Here is a 25230-nt window from a genome sequence, read left to right on the forward strand (position 1 = left end):
GACTTGGGCCCTGCTTTTCAAGCGGGCAAGGAGTAAGTAATTTTGATATTACTCACATCAGTTGATATTACCACAACTCCGTTGAAACATCAACCCTTAATAGACTATACTGAGAGGATCAAGGAGTGATTGCGTATGGAAGAACAACATCCTGTGATTGTAGAATTAGATTTGCAAAAAGTAGCGAAGGAGAGTATTTGGCTGACAGTCCTTCCACTTCTCGCACTTTTCCTGATTCGTTTTCTGCTAGAAGGCGGATTGGAGTTGACCTTTTCTTTTTGGTATTTGATTTATGGATTTATCGGATATCTTATTTTAATTGTGGTACATGAGTTTTTCCATTTGCTAGGATTCCGTGTTTTTTGCAAAGTACCTTGGAAGAACATGGACTACGGAGTCAATTTAAAAATGGGAATTGCTTATGCCACGGCAGATCAATTAATGGACAATAAAGGAATTCGTAAAGCGTTATTACTGCCCTTTTGGATGACAGGGATTTTACCGGCTGTAATTGCGCTCTATATAGGTGACGGTGTCTTGCTGATGCTGGGTGCATTACTGATTGGCGGGGCAGCCGGGGATTTTGCAATGTATAAAGAGCTGAAGAAGTTTCCTGATAACGCCATGGTGAAAGATGATCCCGAGCTGCCGAAGCTTTACATTTATAGTACTGAATGAATGTACAAAAAAGCTGTTTCCCTATCAAGATAAGGAAACAGCTTTTCAAATACCCCAATTACACGTTAAAACGGAACAACATAACATCGCCGTCTTTAACGATGTATTCTTTACCTTCCAAACGGACTTTTCCAGCTTCTTTCGCTGCTGCCATCGACCCATTCTCTACTAAATCATCGTAAGCTACCGTTTCCGCCCGAATAAAGCCCCGTTCGAAATCGGTATGAATAACGCCCGCACATTGCGGAGCTTTCATGCCTTTACGGAACGTCCATGCACGCACTTCCTGAACGCCTGCCGTGAAATAAGTAGCCAATCCAAGCAAATTATACGTTGCTTTGATCAATTGATCGAGTCCTGATTCTTTGATGCCGAGTTCCTCTAAGAACATTTCCTTCTCATCGTCTTCAAGCTCTGCCATTTCCTCTTCAATCTTCGCGCATACGACAATGACTTCTGCATTATCTTTCGCAGCAAAATCACGCACTTGCTGAACATACGGATTATTGTCAGCGTCGGCAATTTCATCTTCCGAGACGTTTGCAACGTAAAGCATTGGCTTGATCGTCAATAAATGCATGCCCTTGACCACTTGATATTCATCATCCGTCAAATCAACAGAACGCGCTGCCAATTCGTTTTCAAAGCCCTCTTTTAACTTCAATAAAATTGGTTCTTCGATCATAGCCGCTTTGTCTTTTTGCTTCGCCATTTTGGAAACGCGCGCCAAACGTTTGTCCACGCTTTCCATGTCCGCTAAGATCAATTCCAAATTAATGATTTCAATATCATCAATCGGATTCACTTTACCTGCAACGTGCGTAATATTTTCATCCACGAAACAACGGACTACTTGGCAGATTGCATCGACTTCACGAATATGCGAAAGAAACTTATTTCCCAATCCTTCTCCTTTACTCGCGCCTTCTACAATTCCTGCAATATCAGTAAATTCGAATGCAGTCGGAACAGTCTTTTTAGGAACAACGAGTTCTGTCAGCTTATCCAAACGCTCATCTGGTACTTCAACGATCCCTACGTTCGGATCGATCGTACAAAATGGATAGTTTGCCGCTTCCGCTCCTGCCTTTGTAATTGCATTAAATAATGTTGATTTCCCCACGTTCGGAAGACCTACAATCCCAGCTGTTAACGCCATTCTTCCCACACCTTTCTCATCTATCCAAAGCTTGCATTATTCGATAGTCAACCATTTCATTATAAGGACAATATGCTTGAATGTCTATTTGTTCTCAAGACTCGTTCTTCAGAAGAACTTTTTTCATCTTTTTGGCAAATTCATTACGTGGAATCATGACACTATGCCCGCATCCCTCACATTTTATTCGGATATCGGCACCCATTCGAATGATCTTCCATGCATTCTTGCCGCAAGGATGTGGTTTTTTCATCTCCACCACGTCATGCAAATCAAACTCTTTCTCCGCCATTTTGCGAATCCCCTTCCATCTTCTCTTGGAATAACACCATTTTTGGATAAGGTAGTTCAATTCCATTTTGATCCATGAATTTCTTTAAATCTTGACGTAACTTCCTTCCCACTCTGAAATTTGCAACAGGCTCTGTTTCAGCTACAATGCGTAACACGATTTTGGATGGGTCGATACTTTGAACGCCAAGCATTTCCGGAATTCCAATTACTTCCGGGTAGCGATCTTTTGGCAATCCTTTTAAAAACTCGGATATCAGCTCTTCTGCATGGTCGATATCTGTTTCATAAGATACCCCGATATCCAATATGGCCATAGAGTTAGTCACCGAAAAATTTATAACTTCGCCAATTTGTCCATTCGGCACGATAAATACTTCGCCTCCGAATAAACCAATCTTTGTCGTTCGCAGACCAATTTCAATAACTGTTCCTTCGGCAGAATTAATGCGTACGTAATCTCCCACGCCGAATTGGTCTTCGAAGATAATAAAAAAACCTGAAATGACATCTTTCACTAAGCTTTGTGCTCCAAAACCAACTGCTAACCCAAGAACTCCAGCTCCGGCTAGAAGTCCTTTTACATCAATTTCGAACTCCGTCAAAATGGAAAGCATCGCGGAAAAAAACACGACATACGTCAATGCGTTTTCCAACAGCTTGATCATCGTCTTTTCACGCCGTTCATTCTTACGCATTGGACTCTTTAATTTAATAGAAAAAAATCGGCGGATCAGCATATGTCCTACCTTTACCAACACAATAGAAATCATGACAATCAAAAAGATTCGTAGCGCAAAGAAGCCGGTACTGATCCAAAAATCCGAATCAAATAATGTTTTATTCACTTGCTTAAACGCTTCCCCTACATCTTCCAGGTTTTCTTTCACTTCTGTATTTGTAGACACTGCCATTGAAAGAAATCCTCCTTTCGTATAAACCTCAATCCCCCAGGTTATACTGCACAGCAATACGTACTTACATTTTTTTACCACAGTACCCTAACGTATAAAAATTATAAAGGACTGGTGTTTCCGTATGTATATTGCTGAGTCTTCTTATCATTACCGTATTCCCCACAAAGAAACCGGTGTTGTCTGGAAATTAAGTTCTTATTTCGCAGAGCATATCCCTTTTAACCAAAAACCTATTGTTTTCTATTGTATCGGGACAGATCGTTCAACAGGTGACTCCCTGGGTCCGTTGACTGGCTCCTACTTATCTGAACTCAGCTTATTTCCCTACCCGGTGATCGGTACTTTAAGGGAACCTCTTCATGCATTAAATTTACAACAACGAATCAAACAAACAACCGAGATTTATCCTGATGCATTCACTGTTGCTATTGACGCGTGTCTTAGTAAAAGGGACGCAGTCGGTGATCTATTGTTCCATAGCGGACCAATTTCACCAGGAAAAGCAGTGGGCAAAGAGCTTCCTCCAGTCGGCGATGTCTCAATTAAAGGCATCGTCAACATTGCTGGTTTTATGGAACAAGCCGTTTTACAAAGTACCCGTTTGCATCTTCCTTTTGAAATGAGCCGCATGATCGGCCGAGCTTTACAACTAGCACATCATCGGCAAACTTCAAAAAGCATAAACAATCGTCACCAAGATGGCAACTACACCAATCCCAGGGATAAAATTCGCCACGCGCATCTTCGTCAGGCCGATTAAGTTCAGGCCAATCGCCGCAATCATTAGCCCACCTGTCGCAGTCATTTCAGATATAAAGAACTGTAACAAATCATCTGGAACGAAACGGCTAATGAACGTTGAAAGAAACGTAATACTACCTTGATACAGAAGAACTGGAACAGCTGAAAAAGCCACGCCAATCCCTAATGTAGAACTTAAAATAATAGAAGTAAAACCATCCAAAATCCCTTTCATCACGAGTACATTGTGATCGTTTCGAAGCCCACTGTCTATGGCACCGATAATTGCCATAGAACCTACACAGAATATAAGTGTGCCGGTCACAAAACCTTGGGCTATACCTGGGCCTTCTTTTCTTGCCGGCAGCTTTCCTTCAATCCATTGGCCGAGTCGGTTGATCTTTTGATCCAAATCTACCCACTCACCAATAATTGCTCCTATCACGATGCTGATAATTACGATGACGATTTGTGTGGACTCGAACGTCATTTGCAAACCAATTGCTACTACTGCTAGTCCGATCCCATACATGATCGTTTCTTTCATTCGCTCAGGTATACCATGTAAAAAACGCCCAATCAATGTACCTACCACAATAGTCAGCACATTAAACACCGATCCAAATAATATCATGCAGTCACATCCGTGTCCTCTTCAGTCAGAATAATACCTATTTTGCTTTATTCGCAAAATAGGTATTTGACGAATTATTAATCATTCAAGAGTTCAAGGATTCGTTCAAAATCCTCGTCTGAGAAAAATTCGATTTCAATTTTTCCTTTATTCTTTGTCTTTTTAATCGTTACATTCGTCCCAAATTGTTCTCTTAGTTTAGTTTCTTGAGCTGCAATGAACAAATCTTTCTTCTTTTCTTTTTTTGTTTCACGTGGAACATCTTCATTTAATTGTTGTACAAGCTTCTCTAATTGGCGAACATTTAAGTGCTCTTTCTTTGTCTTTTCTGCAATTAATAGGATTTGTTCCTTTTTTCGAAGACCTAATAAAGTCCGCCCATGCGCCATCGTCAGATTTCCTTGTGATATATCTTTTCGTACCTTCTCCGGTAATGCGAGCAATCGGACGTGGTTCGCAATATGCGGTCTGCTCTTTCCAAGGCGAAAAGCTAGTTGTTCTTGTGTGAGTTGCAGACTTTCCATAAGCTTTTGGTAGGCTTCTGAAACTTCAATCGGAGTCAAGTCTTCTCTTTGCAAGTTTTCTAAGATAGCCATTTCCATCGATTGTTCATCTGTTAATTCGCGGACGACCGCTGGAATTTCTTTTTTCCCCGCTAACTTCGATGCACGATATCTTCTTTCCCCTACAACAATTTCGTATTGCGTCCCTGCTTTTCGTACGATAATCGGTTGTAGCACACCGTGTTCTTTAATGGATTCACTTAACTCCGAAAGCGATGTATCATCAAACTCTTTCCGTGGCTGGTATGGATTTTCTATGATGCTGTTCAAACGCAGAAGTTCCACTTTTTCCAGTGACTCACCAGGAAACAATGCGTTAAGCCCTTTACCTAGACCCTTACTCATTCTCCACCACTTCCTTTGCCAGCTCTAAATAGACTTCTGCACCTTTTGATCTTGAATCGTACATAATAATCGGCTTACCGTGACTCGGTGCCTCACTTAATCTAACATTCCGCGGAATGATCGTACGGTACACCTTGTCTTGAAAATACTTTTTCACTTCTTCAATGACTTGAATTCCCAAATTCGTTCGTGCATCGAACATTGTCAGTAATACACCGTCAATATAAAGCGAGTCATTCAAATGTTTTTGCACGAGCCGGACGGTGCTGAGCAGCTGACTGAGCCCTTCCAGTGCGTAGTATTCACATTGTACTGGAATGATGATCGAGTCAGAAGCTGTCAGTGCATTTAACGTCAACAGACCAAGCGACGGAGGACAATCGATGATGATGTAGTCATATTGATCTTTAATATCCTGTATGGCGTGTTTCATCCGTACCTCACGAGAAATTGTAGAGACTAATTCAATTTCTGCCCCTGCTAGGGAGATGGTCGCAGGGATAATCTCAAGATTTTCAATTTCTGTCTGAAGGATGACGTCTTTTACAGGTACGTCATCAATCAATATACTGTAGATGCAGTCTTGCACGTCTCCCTTATTGATGCCGACTCCACTCGTTGCGTTGCCCTGTGGATCGGAGTCGATTAAAAGCACTTTTTTGCCGATATGGGCAAGGCATGCGCTTAGGTTTACAGAAGTCGTCGTTTTGCCGACTCCTCCTTTTTGATTTGCTATGGCGATAATCTTACCCACTCTCGCACCTGCTTTCTTTCATAGTTCAATTATTTTGGTAGTCATTGTGCACCGTTGATTTCCGCTCCAGATGGAGTCTCCCATCTTCCATTTCAATCAACTGGTAAAGTTTTTAAATGAACTGACCTTTTATTCTCATCTTATTATTAAGCAAAGACTATTTATTCAACATAATACCAACGTAAGCGCCTCACAAGCGGTAGGCTTATCACGACAGCCATCCGCGGATTGGGAAGCTGACTTGTTGATTGTTCAGGCTACCCTAACTTGCTTACTGTATTTTATGAAATACCTTATTATACTGTCTCTATCATTTTATCATCTTCATTAGATGAACTCTATTGATATATAAGAAAACTCTTGCTAGTCGAGTAGCAAGAGTTTTGGTTCGTCACTTTTTAGGTATTTTGACCGTGATAGTATAGAATTCCTCTGAGTCTTCTTCTTCTGATTCCACTTCGATTCCACTCTTCGTCATCAAAGACAGAGATTGTCTCAGTGTGTTCACTGCAATTCTTACATCTTTGCTGACTGCTTTTCGACGGGGTGCTCGTTTTTTGGCAGGCTGCGCTTCTTCACTAGGATGTAGAATTTCTTGGATTCGGTTTTCGAGTTGCTTCACATTATAGTGATTGATTTTCACTTCTTCCATTACTTCTAATTGAAGAGCTGCTTCTTTTAATGGTAATAAAGCACGTGCATGCCTTTCAGAAATTTCTTGTTTCAAAATTGCATCTTGTATTTCTTCAGGCAGCTTTAATAAACGCATCTTGTTAGCAATTGTCGACTGACCTTTTCCCAATCGTTGAGCTAGCGCCTCCTGTGTCAGTTCATGGAGCTTTAACAGATTTTCATAGGCGTATGCTTCTTCAATGGCCGTCAACTCTTCACGTTGCAAGTTCTCAATCAATGCTATCGAAGCTGTTTCTTTATCATTCAGGTTACGAACAATAGCCGGGACTTCAGACCAGCCGAGCTTGCGCATCGCACGGTATCTTCTTTCCCCTGCAATGATTTCATACTGTTCTTCATCCATTTTCCGAATTACAATCGGTTGGATGACACCATGCGTGTGGATCGTTCTAGCGAGTTCTTCAATTTTTTCGTCATTAAAAATTGTTCGCGGCTGAAATTGATTTGGTTTGATTAAATCAATTGCAATTTGTTCTACCTTTTCAAGATTCTGAACGTCCTCTTCTATCGATCCTATCTTCTCTCCCCCACCAAAAAAGCGCGAAAAAGTATTTTTCAACCCCTGCACCACCTTTTCGAAACTAGTCCCTTTTACAATTCTATCTCTTTTTCCGTTCCACGTGAAACATTTTTATAGGTTCAGCCTGTAATTGGCGTTTTGTTTGGTACCCCTGCTTTTCGTGGATATTTCTTTGGCGTTTGTTTCTCTTTTTTAAATATGAAGATATGTCGTTCACTGTTTTCTACTGGCAATAAAAATTCATGTTCTTCCTGCAACACTGCTCCGAGTAATTTAACAGCTTTCGTTGCGTCTTGCAGTTCTTCTGAAGCCGCAGCGCCTTTCATGGAGACAAAAAGTCCTCCTTGTTTTGCAAGCGGGATACATAGCTCGGATAGTACAGACAAACGCGCTACCGCACGGGCGGTAACTAAATCGAATTGTTCTCTATACTTTGTATCGCGTCCGAATTCCTCTGCTCTCGCATGGACGAACGCCACCTTTTCCAGCTTCAATTCATTCGCCAAATGATTTAAAAAAGTTATTCGCTTGTTCAAAGAATCTACAATTGTCACTTGAAGATGCGGAAAGCAAATCTTTAATGGAATACTCGGAAAGCCAGCACCAGCGCCTACATCACAAATCGATTCAACAGAAGACAAGTCCACGTAAAATGAACTAGTGATTGAATCATAGAAATGCTTCAAATACACAGACGGCGCATCCGTAATCGCCGTCAAATTCATTTTTTCATTCCACTCTACAAGCACTTCAAAATAGCGCTTGAATTGCTGTTTTTGCACATCGGACAATTCAATGCCTTCCTGTCGTAATGCTTCGTAAAACTGTTCTTCCGTCATGTTCTCATTCCTTTTCAAAAAGACTGGCGCATCTTTGCGCCAGCCATATACTCAACCGGATACTTTCGCAATTTTTCCTTGCTCAATATAGACCAATAAGATGGATATGTCTGCGGGATTAACCCCTGAAATACGAGAAGCTTGTGCAATCGATAAAGGCTGTACAGCCTTTAAATTTGCTTTTGCTTCCTTTGCAATTCCTGAAATCGCATCGTAATCGATATGTTCAGGAATACGCTTGTTCTCCATCTTCTTCATTCGCTCTACTTGTTGCATAGACTTTTCGATATATCCTTCGTACTTAATGAAAATCTCTACTTGCTCCGCCACTTCCTCATTTATCTCTTCAAGAGGAGGAACTACTTTGCGTAATTCGCTGTATTTCATTTCCGGACGTTTCAATAGATCAGCAGCTTTCATCGGTTCACGCAATGCGGTGCCCCCTGCTTCAGCGATAATTGCTTGGACTTCTTCTGTCGGCTTGACGGAAGTCTTACGCAAGTGATCAATTTCTGCATCAATTTGCGCTTTCTTAGCAATAAATCTTTCGTGTCTTTCTTCACTGATCATGCCAATTTGATAACCAATTTCCGTCAGTCTCATGTCTGCATTATCATGGCGAAGCAATAGACGATATTCAGCTCTAGACGTCAACAGACGATACGGTTCGCTCGTTCCTTTTGTGACCAAGTCATCGACTAACACCCCAATATACGCATCACTCCGCGCTAGTACGACCTCATCTTTGCCAAGAACATTGCGTGCTGCGTTGATTCCCGCCATCAGACCTTGCGCAGCGGCTTCTTCATAACCGGATGTTCCATTTATTTGACCTGCTGTATATAGATTTTTAATTTTCTTCGTTTCCAGTGTCGGCCACAATTGAGTAGCAATAACGGAATCATACTCTATCGCATAACCTGCACGCATCATCTCCGCTTTTTCTAAACCAGGAACACTGGCGATTAAGCGATGTTGTATATGTTCAGGTAAACTCGTAGACAATCCTTGGACATACACTTCACGCGTATTGCGGCCTTCTGGTTCCAAGAAAATTTGATGTCTTGATTTATCTGCAAAACGAACGATTTTATCTTCAATGGATGGGCAATAGCTTGGCCCTTTTCCTTTGATCATCCCCGAATACATTGGAGACAAATGAAGGTTTTCGTTAATGATTTCATGCGTTTCAGGTGTCGTGTACGTAAGCCAACACGGCAATTGATCCATAATGAACTCTGTCGTTTCATAACTGAATGAACGCGGCACGTCATCTCCGGGCTGAATTTCCGTCTTGCTATAGTCAATCGTATTGCTATTAATTCGAGGCGGTGTACCTGTTTTGAATCGAACTGTTTGCAAGCCCAACTCTTTCAAGTGATCTGCCAGCTTAATGGACGGCATTTGGTTGTTCGGACCGCTGGAATACTTCAAGTCTCCAATAATAACTTCCCCGCGTAAAAATGTGCCTGTCGTGATAATGACGGTCTTCGCGCGGAAAATGGCGCCGATTTGTGTTACCACCCCTTTTACTTCATCGTCTTCTACAATCAATCGTTCGACGACAGCTTGACGAAGTGTAAGGTTTGGCTGTTCCTCCAAAATTCGTTTCATTTCTTGCTGATACAAAACTTTATCGGCTTGTGCACGCAAAGCGCGTACAGCCGGGCCTTTACCTGTATTTAAAAGACGCATTTGAATATGCGTTTTATCAATAACTTTTGCCATTACTCCGCCGAGTGCGTCAATTTCACGCACCACGATTCCCTTTGCAGGTCCTCCTAGTGACGGATTACATGGCATGAAAGCAATCATATCTAAATTCATTGTTAAAACTAAAGTCGATGCGCCCATCTTTGCTGCAGCATAAGCCGCTTCTGCGCCTGCATGTCCAGCTCCGATGACGATACAATCGAACGTGCCTGCTTCAAATTGTGGCATGTTCGTTCATCCTTCCTATTATTAAATTGTTCAGCTGGTTGGCTGAACTTATTATTTTCCGAGGCAGAATTTTGAAAACAACTCCGTAATTAAACTATCTTGAACGGTATCCCCGATAATTTCACCAAGGATTTCCCATGTACGTGTTACATCTATTTGAATCATGTCAATCGGGACTCCTGTTTGAGCAGCCATTACAGCATCTTCAATCGTATTGCGTGCTTGTTTTAATAACGCTATATGACGAGCGTTCGACACATACGTCATATCATTTGACTCAATCGATCCTTCGAAAAACAATGAGGCAATTGCTTCTTCCAATTCCGTGATCCCTTGCTCCTGTAAGATGGACGTTGTGATGACACGTTCTTTTCCCGCCACTTCATAAACTCGCTGCAAGTCGATCTTCGCTGGCAAATCGGTTTTATTGACGATGACGAGCACGTCCATTCCAGCAACTGCTTCAAATAACCTTTCGTCTTCATCGGTCAATGGTTCTGAACTATTGACCATCAATAGAATCAAATCGGCTTCTTTCAGCACTTGTCTTGAACGCTCCACCCCGATGCGCTCCACAATATCTTCCGTTTCGCGAATTCCAGCCGTGTCAACAAGACGTAAAGGAACTCCTCTTACATTGACATACTCTTCTATAATATCACGGGTAGTGCCTGCAATGTCAGTCACAATCGCTTTATTTTCTTGAACTAAGCTATTTAGCAATGAAGACTTCCCGACATTCGGACGCCCGACAATAACAGTTGATAGTCCTTCTCGCAAAATTTTCCCTTGCGAGGAAGTACGTAATAGCTGATCAATCTCATCACGTACCCACTCGCCTTTTTCAATCATCAAAGGGATTGTCACTTCTTCTACATCGTCATATTCCGGATAATCAATGTTCACTTCCACTTGTGCAAGTGTTTCTAGAAGTGCTTGGCGAAGATCGCCTATCAAATGGGACAGTTTTCCTTCCATTTGATTGAGCGCTACGTTCATCGCTTTATCCGTTTTGGCTCTGATCAAATCCATGACTGCTTCAGCTTGTGATAAGTCAATCCGACCATTTAGAAATGCCCGTTTGGTAAACTCGCCGGGTTCCGCCAATCTTGCTCCCTCTGTCAATACGAGTTCAAGTACCCGATTGACCGAAGTGATTCCTCCATGACAATTAATCTCTACTATATCTTCCCGTGTAAACGTCTTTGGTCCTTTCATAATCGAGACCATGACTTCTTCCACTATTTCTGCAGTAGCAGGATTATGCAAATGTCCGTAATGAATCGTATGTGAGGGTTGCTCACTTAAGGCTAAAGCTGCAGGCGAACGGAATATACGGTCCGCTATCGTCCACGCATCCTCACCGCTAATCCGAACGATTGCAATCGCTCCCTCTCCCATTGGAGTTGATATGGCGGCTATCGTATCAAAATGCAAGTTTTTTCACCTTCCTGGCTTCGTTATCCACATGTGAATATCTTTAATGCGGACACAACTTTCTAACATCCTATATTATCATAAATCATCTAAATCTCCTAGCATGCGAAATGAAAAAATGTGGATAATTTCACAAATAGACAAATTAGGAGATGTGTACAAGTCATAAATTGACAAGACTGCAACTGTTTGAGGATAGTTTGTTTCTGTACATAGAGAGTTTAGATCAGTCCACGGAGGCTTTGGTCAGTGCATGAGGAATTCAGTTTGGCACGGTGTATGAGGAAATTGAGTAAAAAAAAGCTGTCCCAAAGTCATATATATGACTTTTCGGACAGCCTAGTATTTATTCGATTCCTTTAATTACAATATGTCGATATGGATCTTTTCCTTCTGAGAAAGTTTCGACATCCAGCCTGCGAGATAATGCATTATGGATGACTTTTCTTTCGTATGAAGGCATCGGTTCAAGTGCTACTTGACGTTTCGTACGGATAGCTCGATCCGCCATGCGGTCTGCAAGCTGCTCTAGTGATTGCTCCCGACGTTCTCTATAATCTGCTACATCGACTCGTACAATCTTGAATTGATGGGTAACTTTATTGGCAACGAGCTGGGCTAATTGCTGAATAGCATTCAACGTCTGGCCTCTTTTTCCTATTAAGAATGCTGCCTTTTCACTATCCAATTGAAAATTGATGTACTTTCCTTTTGTTTCGTACGTGATAGCTAAGTCTGTAATCCCCATGTTGTTCGCTACATCTTCTATATAACGTTTAGTTTCCTCAATTGCTTCTGCTTCGCTGTACTTCTTGAGATTAGAAGTTTCTTCATTCATATCGTCAATTGGATCCAGCATAGTTGGCTGCTGCTCCAGTTCAGAAACAATTATCGGTTCTGGCTGCAACTCCGCCGCCGGCTCCTCAACCACTTCTGGTGCAGGCTCAGTAACAATGGAAGGTACTTCGCTGACTTCATTTAATGTTCTGGATTCATCAGATTCAGTCACTCCATCTGTTACTTGAGGTGCTCTCTGCTTTGCTGGCTTCCGTTTTGTGACTGTTACAAGTATTTCTGCTTCCCTAGCCCCAAAACCTAAAAATCCTTTTCTGCCATTTTCAAGCACCTTTATTTCTACTTCATTTCTCGTTACACCCAGGTCTTGTAAAGCTGATGCAATTGCTAGCTCAACGGTTGCAGCCCTTTGTGTAAGTTGCTTCATTTCTTTTTCCCTCCTGTTTTTACAACTTCACCGTCTTTCGGTTTGTCAAACGGCTTGTAAATAAAAATATTTTGGATAAGTGAAATGATGTTTCCAACAACCCAGTATAGGGCAAGTGCTGCTGGTAAGAATGATCCGAAAACCATGATCATGAATGGCATGATATACATCATGACTTTCATTTGCGGGTTATCCATTGCTGGTCCCGTGCGAAGTACCATCAACTGGAACAGTCCGGCGATGATAGCGAATACGATACTCGGTGTACCAAGTGCAACGCCCAAGAAGTTCCCCAATTCAATCGTCGGTGTTGCATTCATCCGGTTGATTGCATGGTAGAAACCGATAAATATGGGCATTTGGATGATGACTGGCAAACATCCAGCAACCGGATTGATCTTTTCATTGATCATAATTTGTTGCATTTCTTCTTGATACTTTTTCTGTGTCACAGCATCTTTAGACTTGTACTTTTCCTTCAACGCCTTCAAACGTGGTTGAATTTCTTGCATCCGTTTCGAGCTCTTCGTTTGTTGAATAATTAATGGTAGCAAAGCAGTACGAATGATAGCAGTTACGACTATGATCGCCAATCCGTACGTCCCAAGCCAAGATTTGAATTTCATAATCAAGGTAACGAGCGGCCAAACTATGTACTCGTTCCAAATCCCTGTACTTTCCGCGGTGATCGGCTCTTTGAATTCCGTACAACCAGCCATGAAGACAGCGACCACGACGAGCAACGAAAGGAATATTAATTTCTTCTTCACATGTTTTCCCCCAAACAATCACAAGCTGATTTCTCAACTTTTTTCTCAGTTTATCATGATGACACTAAACGTTCTACTTCTTCTTGTCTTTAAATACTTTGGCAATTCGCAGGACATGCTGCAGATTTTTTTTGGCCGTATGGAAATCGAGCGTGGCTGCTTGATTTCTTGCGATGATAACATAGTCGAGATCCTGTCTAATCTCATCTTTCATTTCTAGGAAAGATTGACGGATATAGCGTTTCACTCGATTGCGGGTGACTGCATTGCCCACCTTTTTGCTGACAGACAAGCCAATGCGAAACTCTTCTTGATGCTCTTTTTTATAGGTATAGACGATGAATTGCCGATTGGCGAATGATTTACCTTTCTTAAAAACCGTCTGAAATTCTTTATTCTTTTTAATCCGCTGGCTCTTCTTCATAATTCCACCTGCTTTAATTTTCTTCAAACTTCATCTGCTGGTCCTCAACAACGTAAACAAATTCCGTTAGCCTAAATAGCCATAATAGCAAAAAAAAGACCACTGATAAGTCAGTGGCCTTATGCTGAAAGAACTTTTCTTCCTTTACGGCGACGAGCTGCTAAAATTCTACGGCCGTTTTTAGAACTCATTCTAGTACGGAATCCGTGGACTTTACTGCGTTTACGTTTATTTGGTTGGAATGTACGTTTCATTTCGTAAGACACCTCCTGCTTGATTGTCTCTTTTCCTATTGTGACAGTCTTGAATAGTATAGCCACCCAGTAAAAGAATGTCAATGCTTTTCTATTCATTAGCATTTGACTACTCACTAGATTTTAGCTCGTTCAACATATAACTTATCCACAATTCTTTGAAAGCAGATTCTTGATGAATTGTGTGCAGACTAAAATTGTGGATTTTTTATTCCGGCATTTGTCGACAAGTTTTTCACATATACAAGGCTGTGGATAACCATTTTATGCACAGTTGCGGGCATTGTGAATAAATCATTAGACACCTTGTCATTATTCATGTTCCCTGTTACAATTAAAAAGCTTTTATTGTGTGTATAATTTATTTAAAGAATCTTATCCACATATGTGAATAGTGTGTGGATAGTTTTTTCAACATGTTTCGATAAGTTTTATCCACAAGCTTGGATACTGTGCATAAGCGGATTCCAGGCTTTTTAATATCTCATCGTAAAGGAGGCACACGATTGGAAAATTTATCGAATTTGTGGGATCAGGTATTGAAGAATATTGAAACCCGTGTTTCAAAGCCCAGTTTTGAAACGTGGTTAAAATCAACAAAACTGCTGACTTTCGAAGCTGAAAATGTAACGATTGCGGTCCCCAATTCATTCGCGAAAGATTGGTTAGAAACACATTATGTCCATTTAATTACTGGAATTTTGTCTGAATTAACCGGAGAAGATCGGATTATAGAATTCATTGTTCCGCAAGATATGGTGGAAAATGATATTAAAATACCGAAAGCACCGCCAAAGGTAGCAGAAAAAGTACCAATGACCAATTCCGCTGGCATGCTCAATCCAAAGTATACATTTGATACGTTCGTTATCGGATCCGGCAATCGCTTTGCTCACGCAGCATCACTTGCAGTTGCAGAGGCACCTGCGAAAGCCTACAATCCACTCTTCATCTATGGAGGCGTTGGCCTTGGTAAAACCCACTTGATGCATGCGATCGGACATTATGTGCTAGAACAGAATCCATCCTTGAAGGTTGTCTATTTGTCATCTGAGAAATTCACCAATGAATTCATTAATTCAATTCGTGACAATAAAGCAGGTGATTTCAGGGATCGGTATCGTAACGTAGACATACTATTGATTGATGATATTCAATTCTTAGCAGGAAAAGAACAAACGCAAGAAGAGTTCTTTCATACATTTAATACACTGCATGAAGAATCCAAACAAATCATCATTTCAAGTGACCGTCCACCAAAAGAGATTCCTACGCTTGAAGATCGATTGCGTTCACGCTTTGAATGGGGATTGATTACGGACATCGCTCCGCCTGACCTAGAAACCCGAATTGCGATTTTACGTAAAAAGGCGAAAGCAGATGGTCTCATTGATATCTCAAATGATGTGATGTTATACATCGCCAATCAAATTGATTCGAATATTCGAGAACTTGAAGGGGCACTGATCCGGGTTGTAGCATATTCTTCTTTAGTGAATGCAGACATTACGACCGATCTCGCAGCAGAGGCTCTAAAGGATATCATTCCGAATTCAAGGCCACGGATTATTTCCATATTGGATATTCAGAAGTCTGTTGGAGAACACTACAATATACGGCTGGAGGATTTTGTAGCTAAGAAAAGAACGAGGGCAATTGCATTTCCACGTCAAATCGCGATGTTTTTATCGAGGGAATTGACGGATTCTTCTTTGCCTAAAATTGGTTCGGAATTTGGAGGACGGGATCATTCTACGGTTATTCACGCACATGAGAAGATCTCCAAGATGCTAGAATCTGATAAATCCCTTCAGCAAGATATCCAAGATATTAAAAAGGCACTTGGACGTGCGTAATTAACTGTGGATAATTGTGGACAGACTGTGCTAGGTCGTCCACGTTTTATACACATGTGGAAAACTATAATAGGCATACGTTCGGGAGGCTTTTCCACATATCCACAGCCCCTATTACTATTACTACTATCTTTAATTACTTAATTAATATTATATAAGCGAGGTATCGAGATGCAGTTTGAAATTATGCGTGATCGATTGTTGGATGGATTAAGCGATGTCATCAAAGCAATCAGTCATAAAGTGACGACACCGATTTTAACGGGTATTAAGTTAGAGGCCACGGAAAAAGGATTGACGATGACCGGAAGTGACTCAGATATCACAATCTCAACATTTATTCCGCTAGAGGAAGATGGAACTCAAATTATCCGAATGATTCAACCGGGTACATTAGTATTACAGGCTAAAGTGTTTAACGAGATTATTCGTAAATTGCCTACAAATGAAGTCATGATTGAATTACGTGACGGAATGAAAACACATATCCGCTCTGGACAATCTGAATTTCATATTATTGCCCAAAGTGCAGATGAATATCCTATCTTGCCAGATGTAAAGGATGCAGAACGCTTTGAACTGCCTGCAGACTTGATGAAATCCATTATTCGAGAGACAGTATTTGCTGTATCTCAACAAGAAACCCGTCCTGTATTAACCGGGGTTCAATGGACAATGAAAGAAGACGAACTTTACTGTATTGCAACGGACAGTCACCGTTTGGCGAGAAGAATTATTACACCCGAAGTACAAGCAAGTATACCTTTTAATGCAGTCATTCCAGGCAAAAGCCTTCAAGAATTAAGTAAAATCTTGCCGGATCATTCGAATCCAGTGGAAATTTTTATTGCCAATCAGCAAGTTCTGTTTAAACTGCATAACGTTTTATTTTATTCCAGACTGCTAGAAGGCAATTATCCTGATACATCACGCTTGATTCCGAATGAATACAAAACGTCAATCACCGTAAATGGCCGTAATTTATTGCAAGCGATTGACCGAGCCTCACTGCTGGCTCGTGAAGACCGCAACAATATTGTTCACTTTTCAACAGATGGCAGTTCACATATTCAAATCTCTTCTAATTCGCCAGACGTCGGGAATGTAGAAGAGCTGGTAGAAGCTGTTCAGATTGAAGGCGAGCCATTGAAAATTTCATTCAGTGCGAAATATATGATGGATGCATTGAAAGCAATTGATGGTCAAGATTTGATGATTCATTTTACAGGCAGCATGCGGCCGTTCATTTTAAAATCAATTGATAGTGAAGCGATTTTACAATTAATTTTACCGGTCCGTACTTTTTAATTAAGAACATTGAAGAAATAAATATAAAGTGGATAGTCAACATGTTGGCTATCCTTTTTACTTATTGTGAAAAGTTCGGTAAACTAGAGGGACAGACTATTGATGAGGGATTGAATGCAAATGGAAAAAGTTAATTTTAACTCGCCATTTATTACGCTAGGTCAGTTGTTAAAAATGACAAATACGATTAGTTCAGGCGGAATGGCTAAATGGTTTTTAGAAGAACACATCGTTTATGTAAATGGCGAACCGGAACAGCGACGCGGTAAAAAATTATATGATGGCGATGTTGTAAATATTCCGGGTGCAGGAAAATATAAACTGTCAGCGGATGAATCTGGACAGTCGGATGTATATTGATCGACTCGCATTAACGGATTATCGAAATTATGCCTCTCTAGAATTAGAATTCTCCCCCACCATGAACGTGTTGATTGGTGAAAATGCTCAAGGAAAGACTAATGTCATGGAAGCGATCTACGTATTGGCCATGGCAAAATCTCACCGAACTGCAAATGATCGCGAACTCATACGCTGGGAACAAGAGTGTGGTAAAATAGAAGGTGATGTCGAACGTAAATTTGGACGTTTGCCATTAGAATTGACCATTTCCAAAAAAGGAAAGAAAGCAAGAGTCAATCATCTCGAACAAAATCGATTGAGCATGTATGTGGGGCAGATGAATGTGGTAATGTTCGCGCCTGAAGATTTAAATATTGTAAAAGGCAGCCCACAACTGCGCAGGCGGTTTTTAGATATGGAGATCGGGCAGATTTCAAGGGTCTATCTGCATGATCTCGTCAGTTTCCAAAAAATATTGAAACAGCGCAATGCAATGTTGAAGGAGCACCGGGGCAAACTGGATCTTCAAGATGTGATGTTCGATATTTATACGGAACAATATATTCAAGTAGCGGTCAAAATAATTCGGAAACGTTTTTATTTCATGGAGCTGCTGCAAAAATGGGCAAATCCGATTCATCAAGGGATCTCTCGGGGGCTTGAATCCCTTGAAGTTTCATATGGAACTTTAAAAGACCTGCATTCTGGGCAGACTGTTGAAGAAATGGAATCGATCTTTGCCGATCAGTTAAAGACGGTACGAAGACGCGAATTAGAACGAGGGCTTACGCTGGTAGGTCCGCATCGTGATGATTTGCAGTTTTTTGTCAATGGGTACGATATTCAAACATTTGGATCACAGGGTCAGCAACGGACAACAGCACTTTCTTTGAAACTTGCTGAAATTGAACTTGTAAAACAAGAAGTAGGAGAAACACCTATCTTGTTGCTCGATGATGTGTTATCCGAATTAGATGATTATCGTCAGTCACACTTGCTAAGTACGATGCAAGGGCAAGTTCAAACTTTTGTCACGACAACGAATATTACGGGAATAGATCATGACACTATTCAACAAGCGGCTATTTTCGAAGTCCATGATGGTTCCGTACAACGTAAAGGATAAGGATTAAAAGTTTGATATGTTTGGAAAGGAAAGGTGAACACCTTGGCAATGGAAGAGAGAGAAGTACAGACAGCTTATGATGCGAATCAGATACAAGTGTTGGAAGGCCTTGAAGCTGTCCGTAAACGTCCTGGTATGTACATTGGGACGACAAGTGCAAAAGGACTCCATCATCTCGTTTGGGAAATTGTGGATAATAGTATTGACGAAGCACTCGCCGGCTATTGTGATCACATTGAAGTAACAATTGAGAAAGACAACTGGATTCGAGTAGACGACAACGGTCGTGGTATACCTGTTGGAATTCAAGAATCCACGGGAAGACCGGCCGTGGAAGTCATTATGACTGTTCTACATGCCGGCGGTAAGTTCGGCGGTGGCGGCTATAAAGTTTCAGGCGGATTACATGGTGTTGGATCATCTGTTGTCAATGCCTTATCAGAGAAAACAGAAGTCTTTGTTCGGCTTGATCAAAAGCTATATGCGATTGAGTTTTCCAGAGGACCGGTTTCAAAAGAGCTTGAAGTAATCGGAGAGTCTGATGAAACAGGGACTACGATTCGTTTCAAAGCGGATCCGGAAATTTTCACGGAAACGACTGTATATGAGTACAGTACTCTCGCTACACGTCTACGTGAACTTGCCTATCTGAACCGAGGTTTGCGCATAACGATTACAGACGAACGCGAGGAAGAGCCAAAATCAGAAGTATTTCATTACGAAGGCGGTATTAAATCATACGTTCAGCATTTGAATGAAAATAAAGAGCCAATCTTTGAAGAACCAATTTACATTGAAGGCGAACGTGATGGAATTTCAATCGAAATTGCTATGCAATATAACAGTGGCTACGCAGAAAACCTGCTGTCATTTGCCAATAATATACACACGTATGAAGGTGGTACACATGAATCTGGGTTCAAGACAGCTCTAACTCGTGTGATCAACGACTATGCAAGGAAAAATGGCTTGTTGAAAGAGGCGGATGGCAATCTGTCTGGCGATGATGTGCGTGAAGGATTGACTGCAATCATCTCGATTAAACATCCAGATCCTCAATTCGAAGGACAAACGAAAACAAAGCTTGGAAACTCAGAAGTGAGCACCATAACAAATTCCCTGTTTTCCGAGGCGCTTCAGCGGTTTTTAATTGAAAATCCAGTGGTTGCCCGTAAAGTAGTGGATAAAAGCACGATGGCGGCAAGAGCGCGTATGGCTGCCAAGAATGCTCGTGAATTGACACGACGTAAGTCAGCACTTGAAGTATCCAGCCTGCCAGGTAAGTTATCTGACTGTTCCTCGAGAGACCCTTCGATTAGTGAGCTCTATATTGTTGAAGGTGATTCCGCCGGCGGTTCAGCGAAAAATGGACGTGATCGTCACTTCCAAGCGATTCTGCCATTGCGAGGAAAAATCTTGAACGTTGAAAAAGCACGTTTGGACCGCATACTCGGTAATGCGGAGATTCGTATGATCATTACAGCACTTGGTACAGGAATTGGCTCCGAATTTGATTTACAGAAAGCGCGTTATCATAAGCTCGTGATCATGACAGATGCTGACGTCGATGGTGCGCATATCCGTACGTTATTATTAACGTTCTTCTTCCGTTTCATGCGTCCATTAATTGAGGCCGGCTATGTGTACATTGCACAGCCACCGCTTTATCGTGTACGTGCAGGGAAAAATGAGCAATATTGTTATGACGAAGAAGCACTGCAAGAAATTTTGAGAAGTATGCCTGCTTCACCAAAACCGGACATTACGCGGTATAAAGGTCTTGGTGAAATGAATCCAGAGCAACTTTGGGAAACCACTATGGATCCCGATAAACGTACGTTTCTGCAAGTTCGTTTGGAAGATGCAATGGAAGCAGACGCCACTTTTGAAGAACTGATGGGCGATGAAGTGGAGCCGCGCCGAAAATTTATTGAAGACAACGCGGTCTACGTACAAAATATCGATACCTGATCGGTCGCCAATCGGTAATTGGTCGGTGCCAACAGAATTTTTTAGATGTAAGTGGTGAAAGGAGCTTGACAACATGGCAGATTTGCCACAAGGCGGAGTGCAAGAAATAAATATAAATACAGAAATGAAAACATCGTTTCTGAACTATGCGATGAGTGTTATTGTATCTCGTGCGCTTCCTGATGTTCGAGATGGTTTGAAACCTGTTCATCGACGGATTTTATATGCCATGCATGATTTAGGTATTACAGCAGAAAAACCGCATAAGAAGTCTGCACGTATTGTTGGGGACGTTATCGGTAAGTACCATCCACACGGTGACAGTGCCGTATATGACACGATGGTCCGGATGGCACAAGATTTCAGCTATCGCTATATGCTTGTCGATGGTCACGGAAACTTTGGTTCTGTCGACGGTGATGGCGCGGCTGCAATGCGTTATACCGAATCGCGGATGTCCCGTATTGCAATGGAGTTATTGCGTGATATCAATAAAGACACGATCGACTTTCAAGCAAACTATGATGAGCAGGAAAAAGAGCCTGCAGTCTTGCCTGGACGTTATCCCAACTTATTAGTTAACGGTACATCAGGTATTGCCGTGGGGATGGCAACAAACATTCCTCCACATCATCTCGGTGAAACGATTGACGCAGTGCTCGCGCTGGCAGGTAACAGTGCGATCACGACAGATGAATTGATGGAGATCGTTCCGGGTCCAGATTTTCCGACCGGCGGAATGATCCTCGGGCGCAGCGGAATCCGCCGTGCCTATGAAACAGGCCGCGGTTCGCTCATTATCCGTGGAAAGGCAGAGATCGAGCAGCAATCAAACGGTCGTGAAACCATTATTGTTACTGAAATTCCGTTCCAAGTGAATAAGGCAAAATTGATTGAGAAGATTGCGGAGCTCGTGCGTGATAAGAAAATTGACGGTATTACCCACTTGGCAGATGAATCCGACCGTACAGGGATGCGCATTGTGATCGAAGTCCGACGCGATGCCAATGCCAACGTACTTTTGAATAATCTTTACAAGCAAACTGCATTGCAAACCAGTTTTGGTATCAACATGCTGGCGCTTGTAGACAAACAACCAAAAGTTTTATCGTTAAAGGAAATTTTATTCCACTACTTGGAACACCAGAAAGTTGTCATTCGACGACGCACACAATTTGAGCTGAATAAAGCTGAAGACCGCGCACATATTTTGGAAGGACTGCGCATTGCACTAGATCATATAGATCGCATTATTGCGTTGATTAGAGGTTCCAAAACAACGGCTGAAGCGAAGTCCAGCCTTATGGAAACATTCGACTTATCAGAACGTCAGTCTCAAGCCATTTTGGATATGCGTTTGCAACGTCTAACTGGGTTAGAGCGTGATAAGATTGAATCCGAATATCAAGAGCTGTTGACTCTCATAGCAGAATTGCGTGCAATTCTGGCGGACGAAGAAAAAGTAATCGAAATCATACGTGAAGAATTAACGGAGATTAAAGAACGCTTTGCAGATGAACGACGAACAGAAATTATGCTGGGCGGTTCTGAAATGCTGGAAGATGAAGACTTAATCCCAGTCGAAAATTCCATTGTTTCATTAACGCATCAAGGGTATATTAAGCGTTTGCCTGCAAACACTTATCGCAGTCAAAAACGTGGCGGACGCGGTATTCAGGGTATGGGGACAAATGAAGATGACTTTGTCGAACATTTATTGAATACATCCACACATGACACAATCCTATTATTTACTAGTAGAGGCCGTGTGTTCCGCAAGAAAGGTTATGAAATTCCAGAATATAGCCGGACTGCAAAAGGGTTACCGATCATCAACCTTATCGATTTTGAAAAAGGCGAAAAGGTGACGGCAATGATCCCGATCAGTGAGTTCAGGGAAGATCACTATTTGTTCTTTGCGACAAAGCACGGGGTGATCAAGCGAACTTCAATTATGGGTTACGCAAATATTCGAGCAAATGGATTGATCGCATTAGGCTTGCGTGAAGAAGATGAGCTGATCTCAGTGAAATCGACTGATGGTACTTCAGACATTGCAATCTGTACAAAACAAGGCATGCTCATTCGTTTTGCAGAAGAAGACATTCGTCCGCTCGGCAGGACAGCAGCAGGAGTGAGGGGCATTCGACTGCGAATAGATGATGAAGTCATCGGTATGGACATGGTGGACGAAGGTGATGACATTCTCGTGGTCACTGAAAAAGGTTATGGTAAACGTACACCAGAAAGTGAATATCGTTCGCAATCACGTGGAGGATATGGTCTGAAAACAATGCATATGACAGATCGTAACGGCGAGATTGTTGCGATGAAAGCTGTTAATGGTGAAGAAGATCTCATGCTTATAACGATCCACGGTATTCTAATTCGTATGTCTATCAGCGATATCTCTATATTTGGCCGGTCTACGCAAGGGGTCCGCTTAATTCGATTGGCAGACGACGAGAGGGTCGCTACGGTCGCGAAAGTAGAGAAGAGCGAAGAAGAACATGAGGAAGACATTGAAGAAGAACATGAGGAAGACATTGAAGAAGAATCTGTAGATGCACAAGAGGACCTTTCAGTGGAGACAGAAGATACAGAGTAAAGAAAAGTTATTGAAGAGACGTAAACCGTCACTTCAATAACTTTTTTTGTTTCTATGAATTTATACTCATGCATCTATCCCTATAAATGAGAATAATATATGATAATAGATATAGTGAAAAAGAAATTAGGTGAAAATAGTGGAAGTTTACAAAGAAGTCAGTGAGTTAAGGCCTGGTAGTTTTCTTAAAGAAGATCTGTATGTAAATACAAAAAACCCGATTGTGGCCAAAAATACGAAACTAACACTTACACATATTGAGGTGCTTCGTTTATTTGGTATAGCAAAGGTTTTAATTGAATCCAAAGCCCAGAGCCAATCCGAGCCAGAATCACCTGAAAAGACAATCGAAGTAAAACTTACCCCCGAGGTGGAGAAATTAGTGAATCAAAGTGCCCCTCCTAAGTCTAGAACATTACAGGCTTTGTATGATGAAGCGGTGGAAGCTTACCAAAAAGAGTTTTCCGGGTACAGGTCCGGAAAGAAACTGGACGTTGCGGTAGTCCGTTCGATTGCATTACCTGTGATTCAAGCGTTTCTAGAAAATAAAGAGTATGTGAGAAGGTTGAATGATTTTTCAGCAATCCAAAACTACAAAGTACATCACTCCATTAGCGTGGGAATTTTAGCTGCATTAATTAGTGAACAAATGGGCTATTCCAGGGGACAAGTCCTGCAAGTGGGCATTGCGGGTGTGTTGGCGGATAGCGGAATGGCAAAAATTAATTCTAAAATCATTGATAAAGTAGCATTCTTAACAAGCGAAGAGATGAATGAAGTGAAAAAGCACGTAGTCCATAGTTTTCAAATGGTGCAAGAGTCTTCATTAGTAAGACAAGAAATGAAGGTAGCAATTCTCCAACATCATGAACGATTTGATGGAAGCGGCTATCCGAGAGGTTTAAAGGGACAAGAGATTATAGAGTTCGCACAAATAATTTCAGTGGCGGACGTCTATCATGCAATGACATCTGAAAGACCATACCGTCAAAAAGAAAATTCTTTCAAAGTCATAGAGTTATTGAAGGAAGATGAGTTTGGAAAGTTTGACGTGAAGATCATTCAAGTTCTACATGACTTAATTAATAAACTGTCAATCGGAGTAAGAGTGAAATTAACAACGGACGAAATAGCTGAAGTTATTTACTTGCACCGGGATTTTCCTTTGCGGCCGATTGTTAAAGTCCTCGGCAGCGGTACACATATTGACTTATCCGCAAATAGAAAGATTACTATTGAAAAGATGTTCTAATAAACATAAAAGTTGATCCTTCTTCTATATAATAAAAAAGAGGATCAACAATTCTTTATATCTGTGTTTCTAAGATCAGAAGCCTTGATATAGTTGAAACTATAGCCGGAATTACTATACTGGATCTAGTAAATTACTTTTTAAAGGCTTTAAATCAAGTCTTTTAAAAGAATTTGATAAAAAAGCTTGCAATACAGAATAGACGGTGGTATATTTATAAGCGTCGCATCGGGGAGTTGCAAAACACCCGAACAACACAAAAAAACTTTTCAAGAAAAAGTGTTGACAACAAAACAGCGATTTGGTATTATAAGAAAGTTGCCTCTTGCGAAAGAGCAGCCATATGAACCTTGAAAACTGAACAGCAAAACGTTAACGAATTATACGTTTGTGCATCGGCTCTGCCGGTGACATAAACAAAATGAGTATCTTAAATGATGCCAGCAAGAAATCGAGCTAACTCGAATTTCTCTTTTATGGAGAGTTTGATCCTGGCTCAGGACGAACGCTGGCGGCGTGCCTAATACATGCAAGTCGAGCGAATCTTTGGGAGCTTGCTCCTAAAGATTAGCGGCGGACGGGTGA

The 25230-nt window shown here is 41.4% G+C and carries 23 protein-coding genes and 1 rRNA gene; 10 read left to right on the forward strand and 14 right to left on the reverse strand.

The window, feature by feature from the left end; genetic code table 11:
- Positions 1 to 135 precede the first annotated feature (135 nt).
- Positions 136 to 678, forward strand: a complete 543-nt coding sequence (locus B5D59_RS16980; RefSeq protein WP_078818758.1) for a DUF3267 domain-containing protein — start codon at positions 136 to 138, stop codon at positions 676 to 678.
- Positions 679 to 736: 58 nt separating this feature from the next.
- Here the strand turns inward: B5D59_RS16980 and ychF are convergent, their stop codons facing one another.
- The 3 genes from ychF to B5D59_RS16995 all read right to left on the reverse strand — a co-directional run bounded on the left by ychF (position 737) and on the right by B5D59_RS16995 (position 3042).
- Positions 737 to 1837 (reverse strand): redox-regulated ATPase YchF, encoded by a 1101-nt coding sequence (ychF, locus tag B5D59_RS16985; RefSeq protein ID WP_078818759.1) that lies wholly within the window; start codon positions 1835 to 1837, stop codon positions 737 to 739.
- 94 nt (positions 1838 to 1931) lie between these two features.
- A complete protein-coding gene (locus tag B5D59_RS16990) occupies positions 1932 to 2129 on the reverse strand; it encodes a DUF951 domain-containing protein (RefSeq protein ID WP_009499353.1) in 198 nt (65 codons plus the stop codon).
- Complete coding sequence (locus B5D59_RS16995) at positions 2110 to 3042, reverse strand: mechanosensitive ion channel family protein (protein WP_245799558.1); 933 nt, start codon at positions 3040 to 3042, stop codon at positions 2110 to 2112. The genes B5D59_RS16990 and B5D59_RS16995 overlap by 20 nt, the downstream gene beginning before the upstream one ends.
- Positions 3043 to 3166: 124 nt before the next feature.
- On the opposite strand from B5D59_RS16995, the gene yyaC reads away from it, so the two are divergent.
- The gene (gene yyaC / locus B5D59_RS17000; protein ID WP_009499355.1) at positions 3167 to 3805 is read left to right on the forward strand and encodes a spore protease YyaC; all 639 of its coding nucleotides are present in this window, start codon (positions 3167 to 3169) and stop codon (positions 3803 to 3805) included.
- Here yyaC and B5D59_RS17005 read toward each other — a convergent pair.
- From B5D59_RS17005 to rpmH, 11 genes are all read right to left on the reverse strand, one after another.
- Positions 3716 to 4420 carry a DUF554 domain-containing protein gene (locus B5D59_RS17005; RefSeq protein WP_009499356.1) on the reverse strand — a complete coding sequence of 235 codons (705 nt, stop codon included), beginning with the start codon at positions 4418 to 4420 and terminating at the stop codon, positions 3716 to 3718. The two genes, yyaC and B5D59_RS17005, sit on opposite strands and share 90 nt — an antisense overlap.
- Before the next feature lie 77 nt (positions 4421 to 4497).
- Complete coding sequence (locus B5D59_RS17010; RefSeq protein WP_078818761.1) at positions 4498 to 5328, reverse strand: ParB/RepB/Spo0J family partition protein; 831 nt, start codon at positions 5326 to 5328, stop codon at positions 4498 to 4500.
- Positions 5321 to 6082, reverse strand: coding sequence for a ParA family protein (locus B5D59_RS17015; protein WP_009499358.1), 762 nt, complete (start codon positions 6080 to 6082; stop codon positions 5321 to 5323). Before B5D59_RS17015 ends, B5D59_RS17010 begins: the two co-directional genes overlap by 8 nt.
- Positions 6083 to 6473: 391 nt before the next feature.
- Positions 6474 to 7334: a nucleoid occlusion protein gene (noc, locus tag B5D59_RS17020; RefSeq protein WP_040760023.1), complete on the reverse strand. Its 861-nt coding sequence runs from the start codon at positions 7332 to 7334 to the stop codon at positions 6474 to 6476.
- A gap of 80 nt (positions 7335 to 7414) precedes the next feature.
- Positions 7415 to 8134, reverse strand: a complete 720-nt coding sequence (gene rsmG / locus B5D59_RS17025) for a 16S rRNA (guanine(527)-N(7))-methyltransferase RsmG (protein ID WP_009499360.1) — start codon at positions 8132 to 8134, stop codon at positions 7415 to 7417.
- 51 nt (positions 8135 to 8185) lie between these two features.
- A complete protein-coding gene (gene mnmG, locus B5D59_RS17030) occupies positions 8186 to 10075 on the reverse strand; it encodes a tRNA uridine-5-carboxymethylaminomethyl(34) synthesis enzyme MnmG (RefSeq protein WP_009499361.1) in 1890 nt (629 codons plus the stop codon).
- 51 nt (positions 10076 to 10126) lie between these two features.
- Complete coding sequence (mnmE, locus tag B5D59_RS17035) at positions 10127 to 11512, reverse strand: tRNA uridine-5-carboxymethylaminomethyl(34) synthesis GTPase MnmE (RefSeq protein WP_009499362.1); 1386 nt, start codon at positions 11510 to 11512, stop codon at positions 10127 to 10129.
- A gap of 346 nt (positions 11513 to 11858) precedes the next feature.
- Positions 11859 to 12734, reverse strand: coding sequence for an RNA-binding cell elongation regulator Jag/EloR (jag, locus tag B5D59_RS17040; RefSeq protein ID WP_078818762.1), 876 nt, complete (start codon positions 12732 to 12734; stop codon positions 11859 to 11861).
- On the reverse strand, positions 12731 to 13504 hold the full coding sequence (yidC, locus tag B5D59_RS17045) for a membrane protein insertase YidC (protein WP_040760025.1): 774 nt from the start codon (positions 13502 to 13504) through the stop codon (positions 12731 to 12733). Before yidC ends, jag begins: the two co-directional genes overlap by 4 nt.
- Positions 13505 to 13577: 73 nt before the next feature.
- A complete protein-coding gene (rnpA, locus tag B5D59_RS17050; protein WP_040760028.1) occupies positions 13578 to 13928 on the reverse strand; it encodes a ribonuclease P protein component in 351 nt (116 codons plus the stop codon).
- Positions 13929 to 14047: 119 nt separating this feature from the next.
- Complete coding sequence (gene rpmH / locus B5D59_RS17055; protein WP_040760031.1) at positions 14048 to 14182, reverse strand: 50S ribosomal protein L34; 135 nt, start codon at positions 14180 to 14182, stop codon at positions 14048 to 14050.
- A gap of 506 nt (positions 14183 to 14688) precedes the next feature.
- Here rpmH and dnaA point away from each other — a divergent pair.
- The 8 genes from dnaA to B5D59_RS17095 form a co-directional block, all read left to right on the forward strand.
- Positions 14689 to 16038, forward strand: a complete 1350-nt coding sequence (dnaA, locus tag B5D59_RS17060) for a chromosomal replication initiator protein DnaA (RefSeq protein WP_009499369.1) — start codon at positions 14689 to 14691, stop codon at positions 16036 to 16038.
- Between the two features lie 171 nt (positions 16039 to 16209).
- Complete coding sequence (gene dnaN, locus B5D59_RS17065) at positions 16210 to 17346, forward strand: DNA polymerase III subunit beta (protein WP_078818763.1); 1137 nt, start codon at positions 16210 to 16212, stop codon at positions 17344 to 17346.
- A 120-nt stretch (positions 17347 to 17466) separates the two neighbouring features.
- The gene (gene yaaA, locus B5D59_RS17070; protein WP_078818773.1) at positions 17467 to 17706 is read left to right on the forward strand and encodes a S4 domain-containing protein YaaA; all 240 of its coding nucleotides are present in this window, start codon (positions 17467 to 17469) and stop codon (positions 17704 to 17706) included.
- Positions 17696 to 18814 (forward strand): DNA replication/repair protein RecF, encoded by a 1119-nt coding sequence (gene recF / locus B5D59_RS17075; RefSeq protein ID WP_078818764.1) that lies wholly within the window; start codon positions 17696 to 17698, stop codon positions 18812 to 18814. Before yaaA ends, recF begins: the two co-directional genes overlap by 11 nt.
- Before the next feature lie 48 nt (positions 18815 to 18862).
- Complete coding sequence (gene gyrB, locus B5D59_RS17080) at positions 18863 to 20785, forward strand: DNA topoisomerase (ATP-hydrolyzing) subunit B (RefSeq protein ID WP_176132623.1); 1923 nt, start codon at positions 18863 to 18865, stop codon at positions 20783 to 20785.
- Between the two features lie 73 nt (positions 20786 to 20858).
- Positions 20859 to 23393, forward strand: a complete 2535-nt coding sequence (gene gyrA, locus B5D59_RS17085) for a DNA gyrase subunit A (RefSeq protein ID WP_078818766.1) — start codon at positions 20859 to 20861, stop codon at positions 23391 to 23393.
- A 139-nt stretch (positions 23394 to 23532) separates the two neighbouring features.
- Positions 23533 to 24645, forward strand: coding sequence for an HD-GYP domain-containing protein (locus B5D59_RS17090; protein WP_176132624.1), 1113 nt, complete (start codon positions 23533 to 23535; stop codon positions 24643 to 24645).
- 473 nt (positions 24646 to 25118) lie between these two features.
- Positions 25119 to 25230: ribosomal RNA gene (locus tag B5D59_RS17095) — 16S ribosomal RNA — on the forward strand; the annotation flags it as partial.

Origin of the sequence: Sporosarcina newyorkensis, assembly GCF_900167515.1 — a bacterium.
Taxonomy (GTDB): domain Bacteria; phylum Bacillota; class Bacilli; order Bacillales_A; family Planococcaceae; genus Sporosarcina; species Sporosarcina newyorkensis.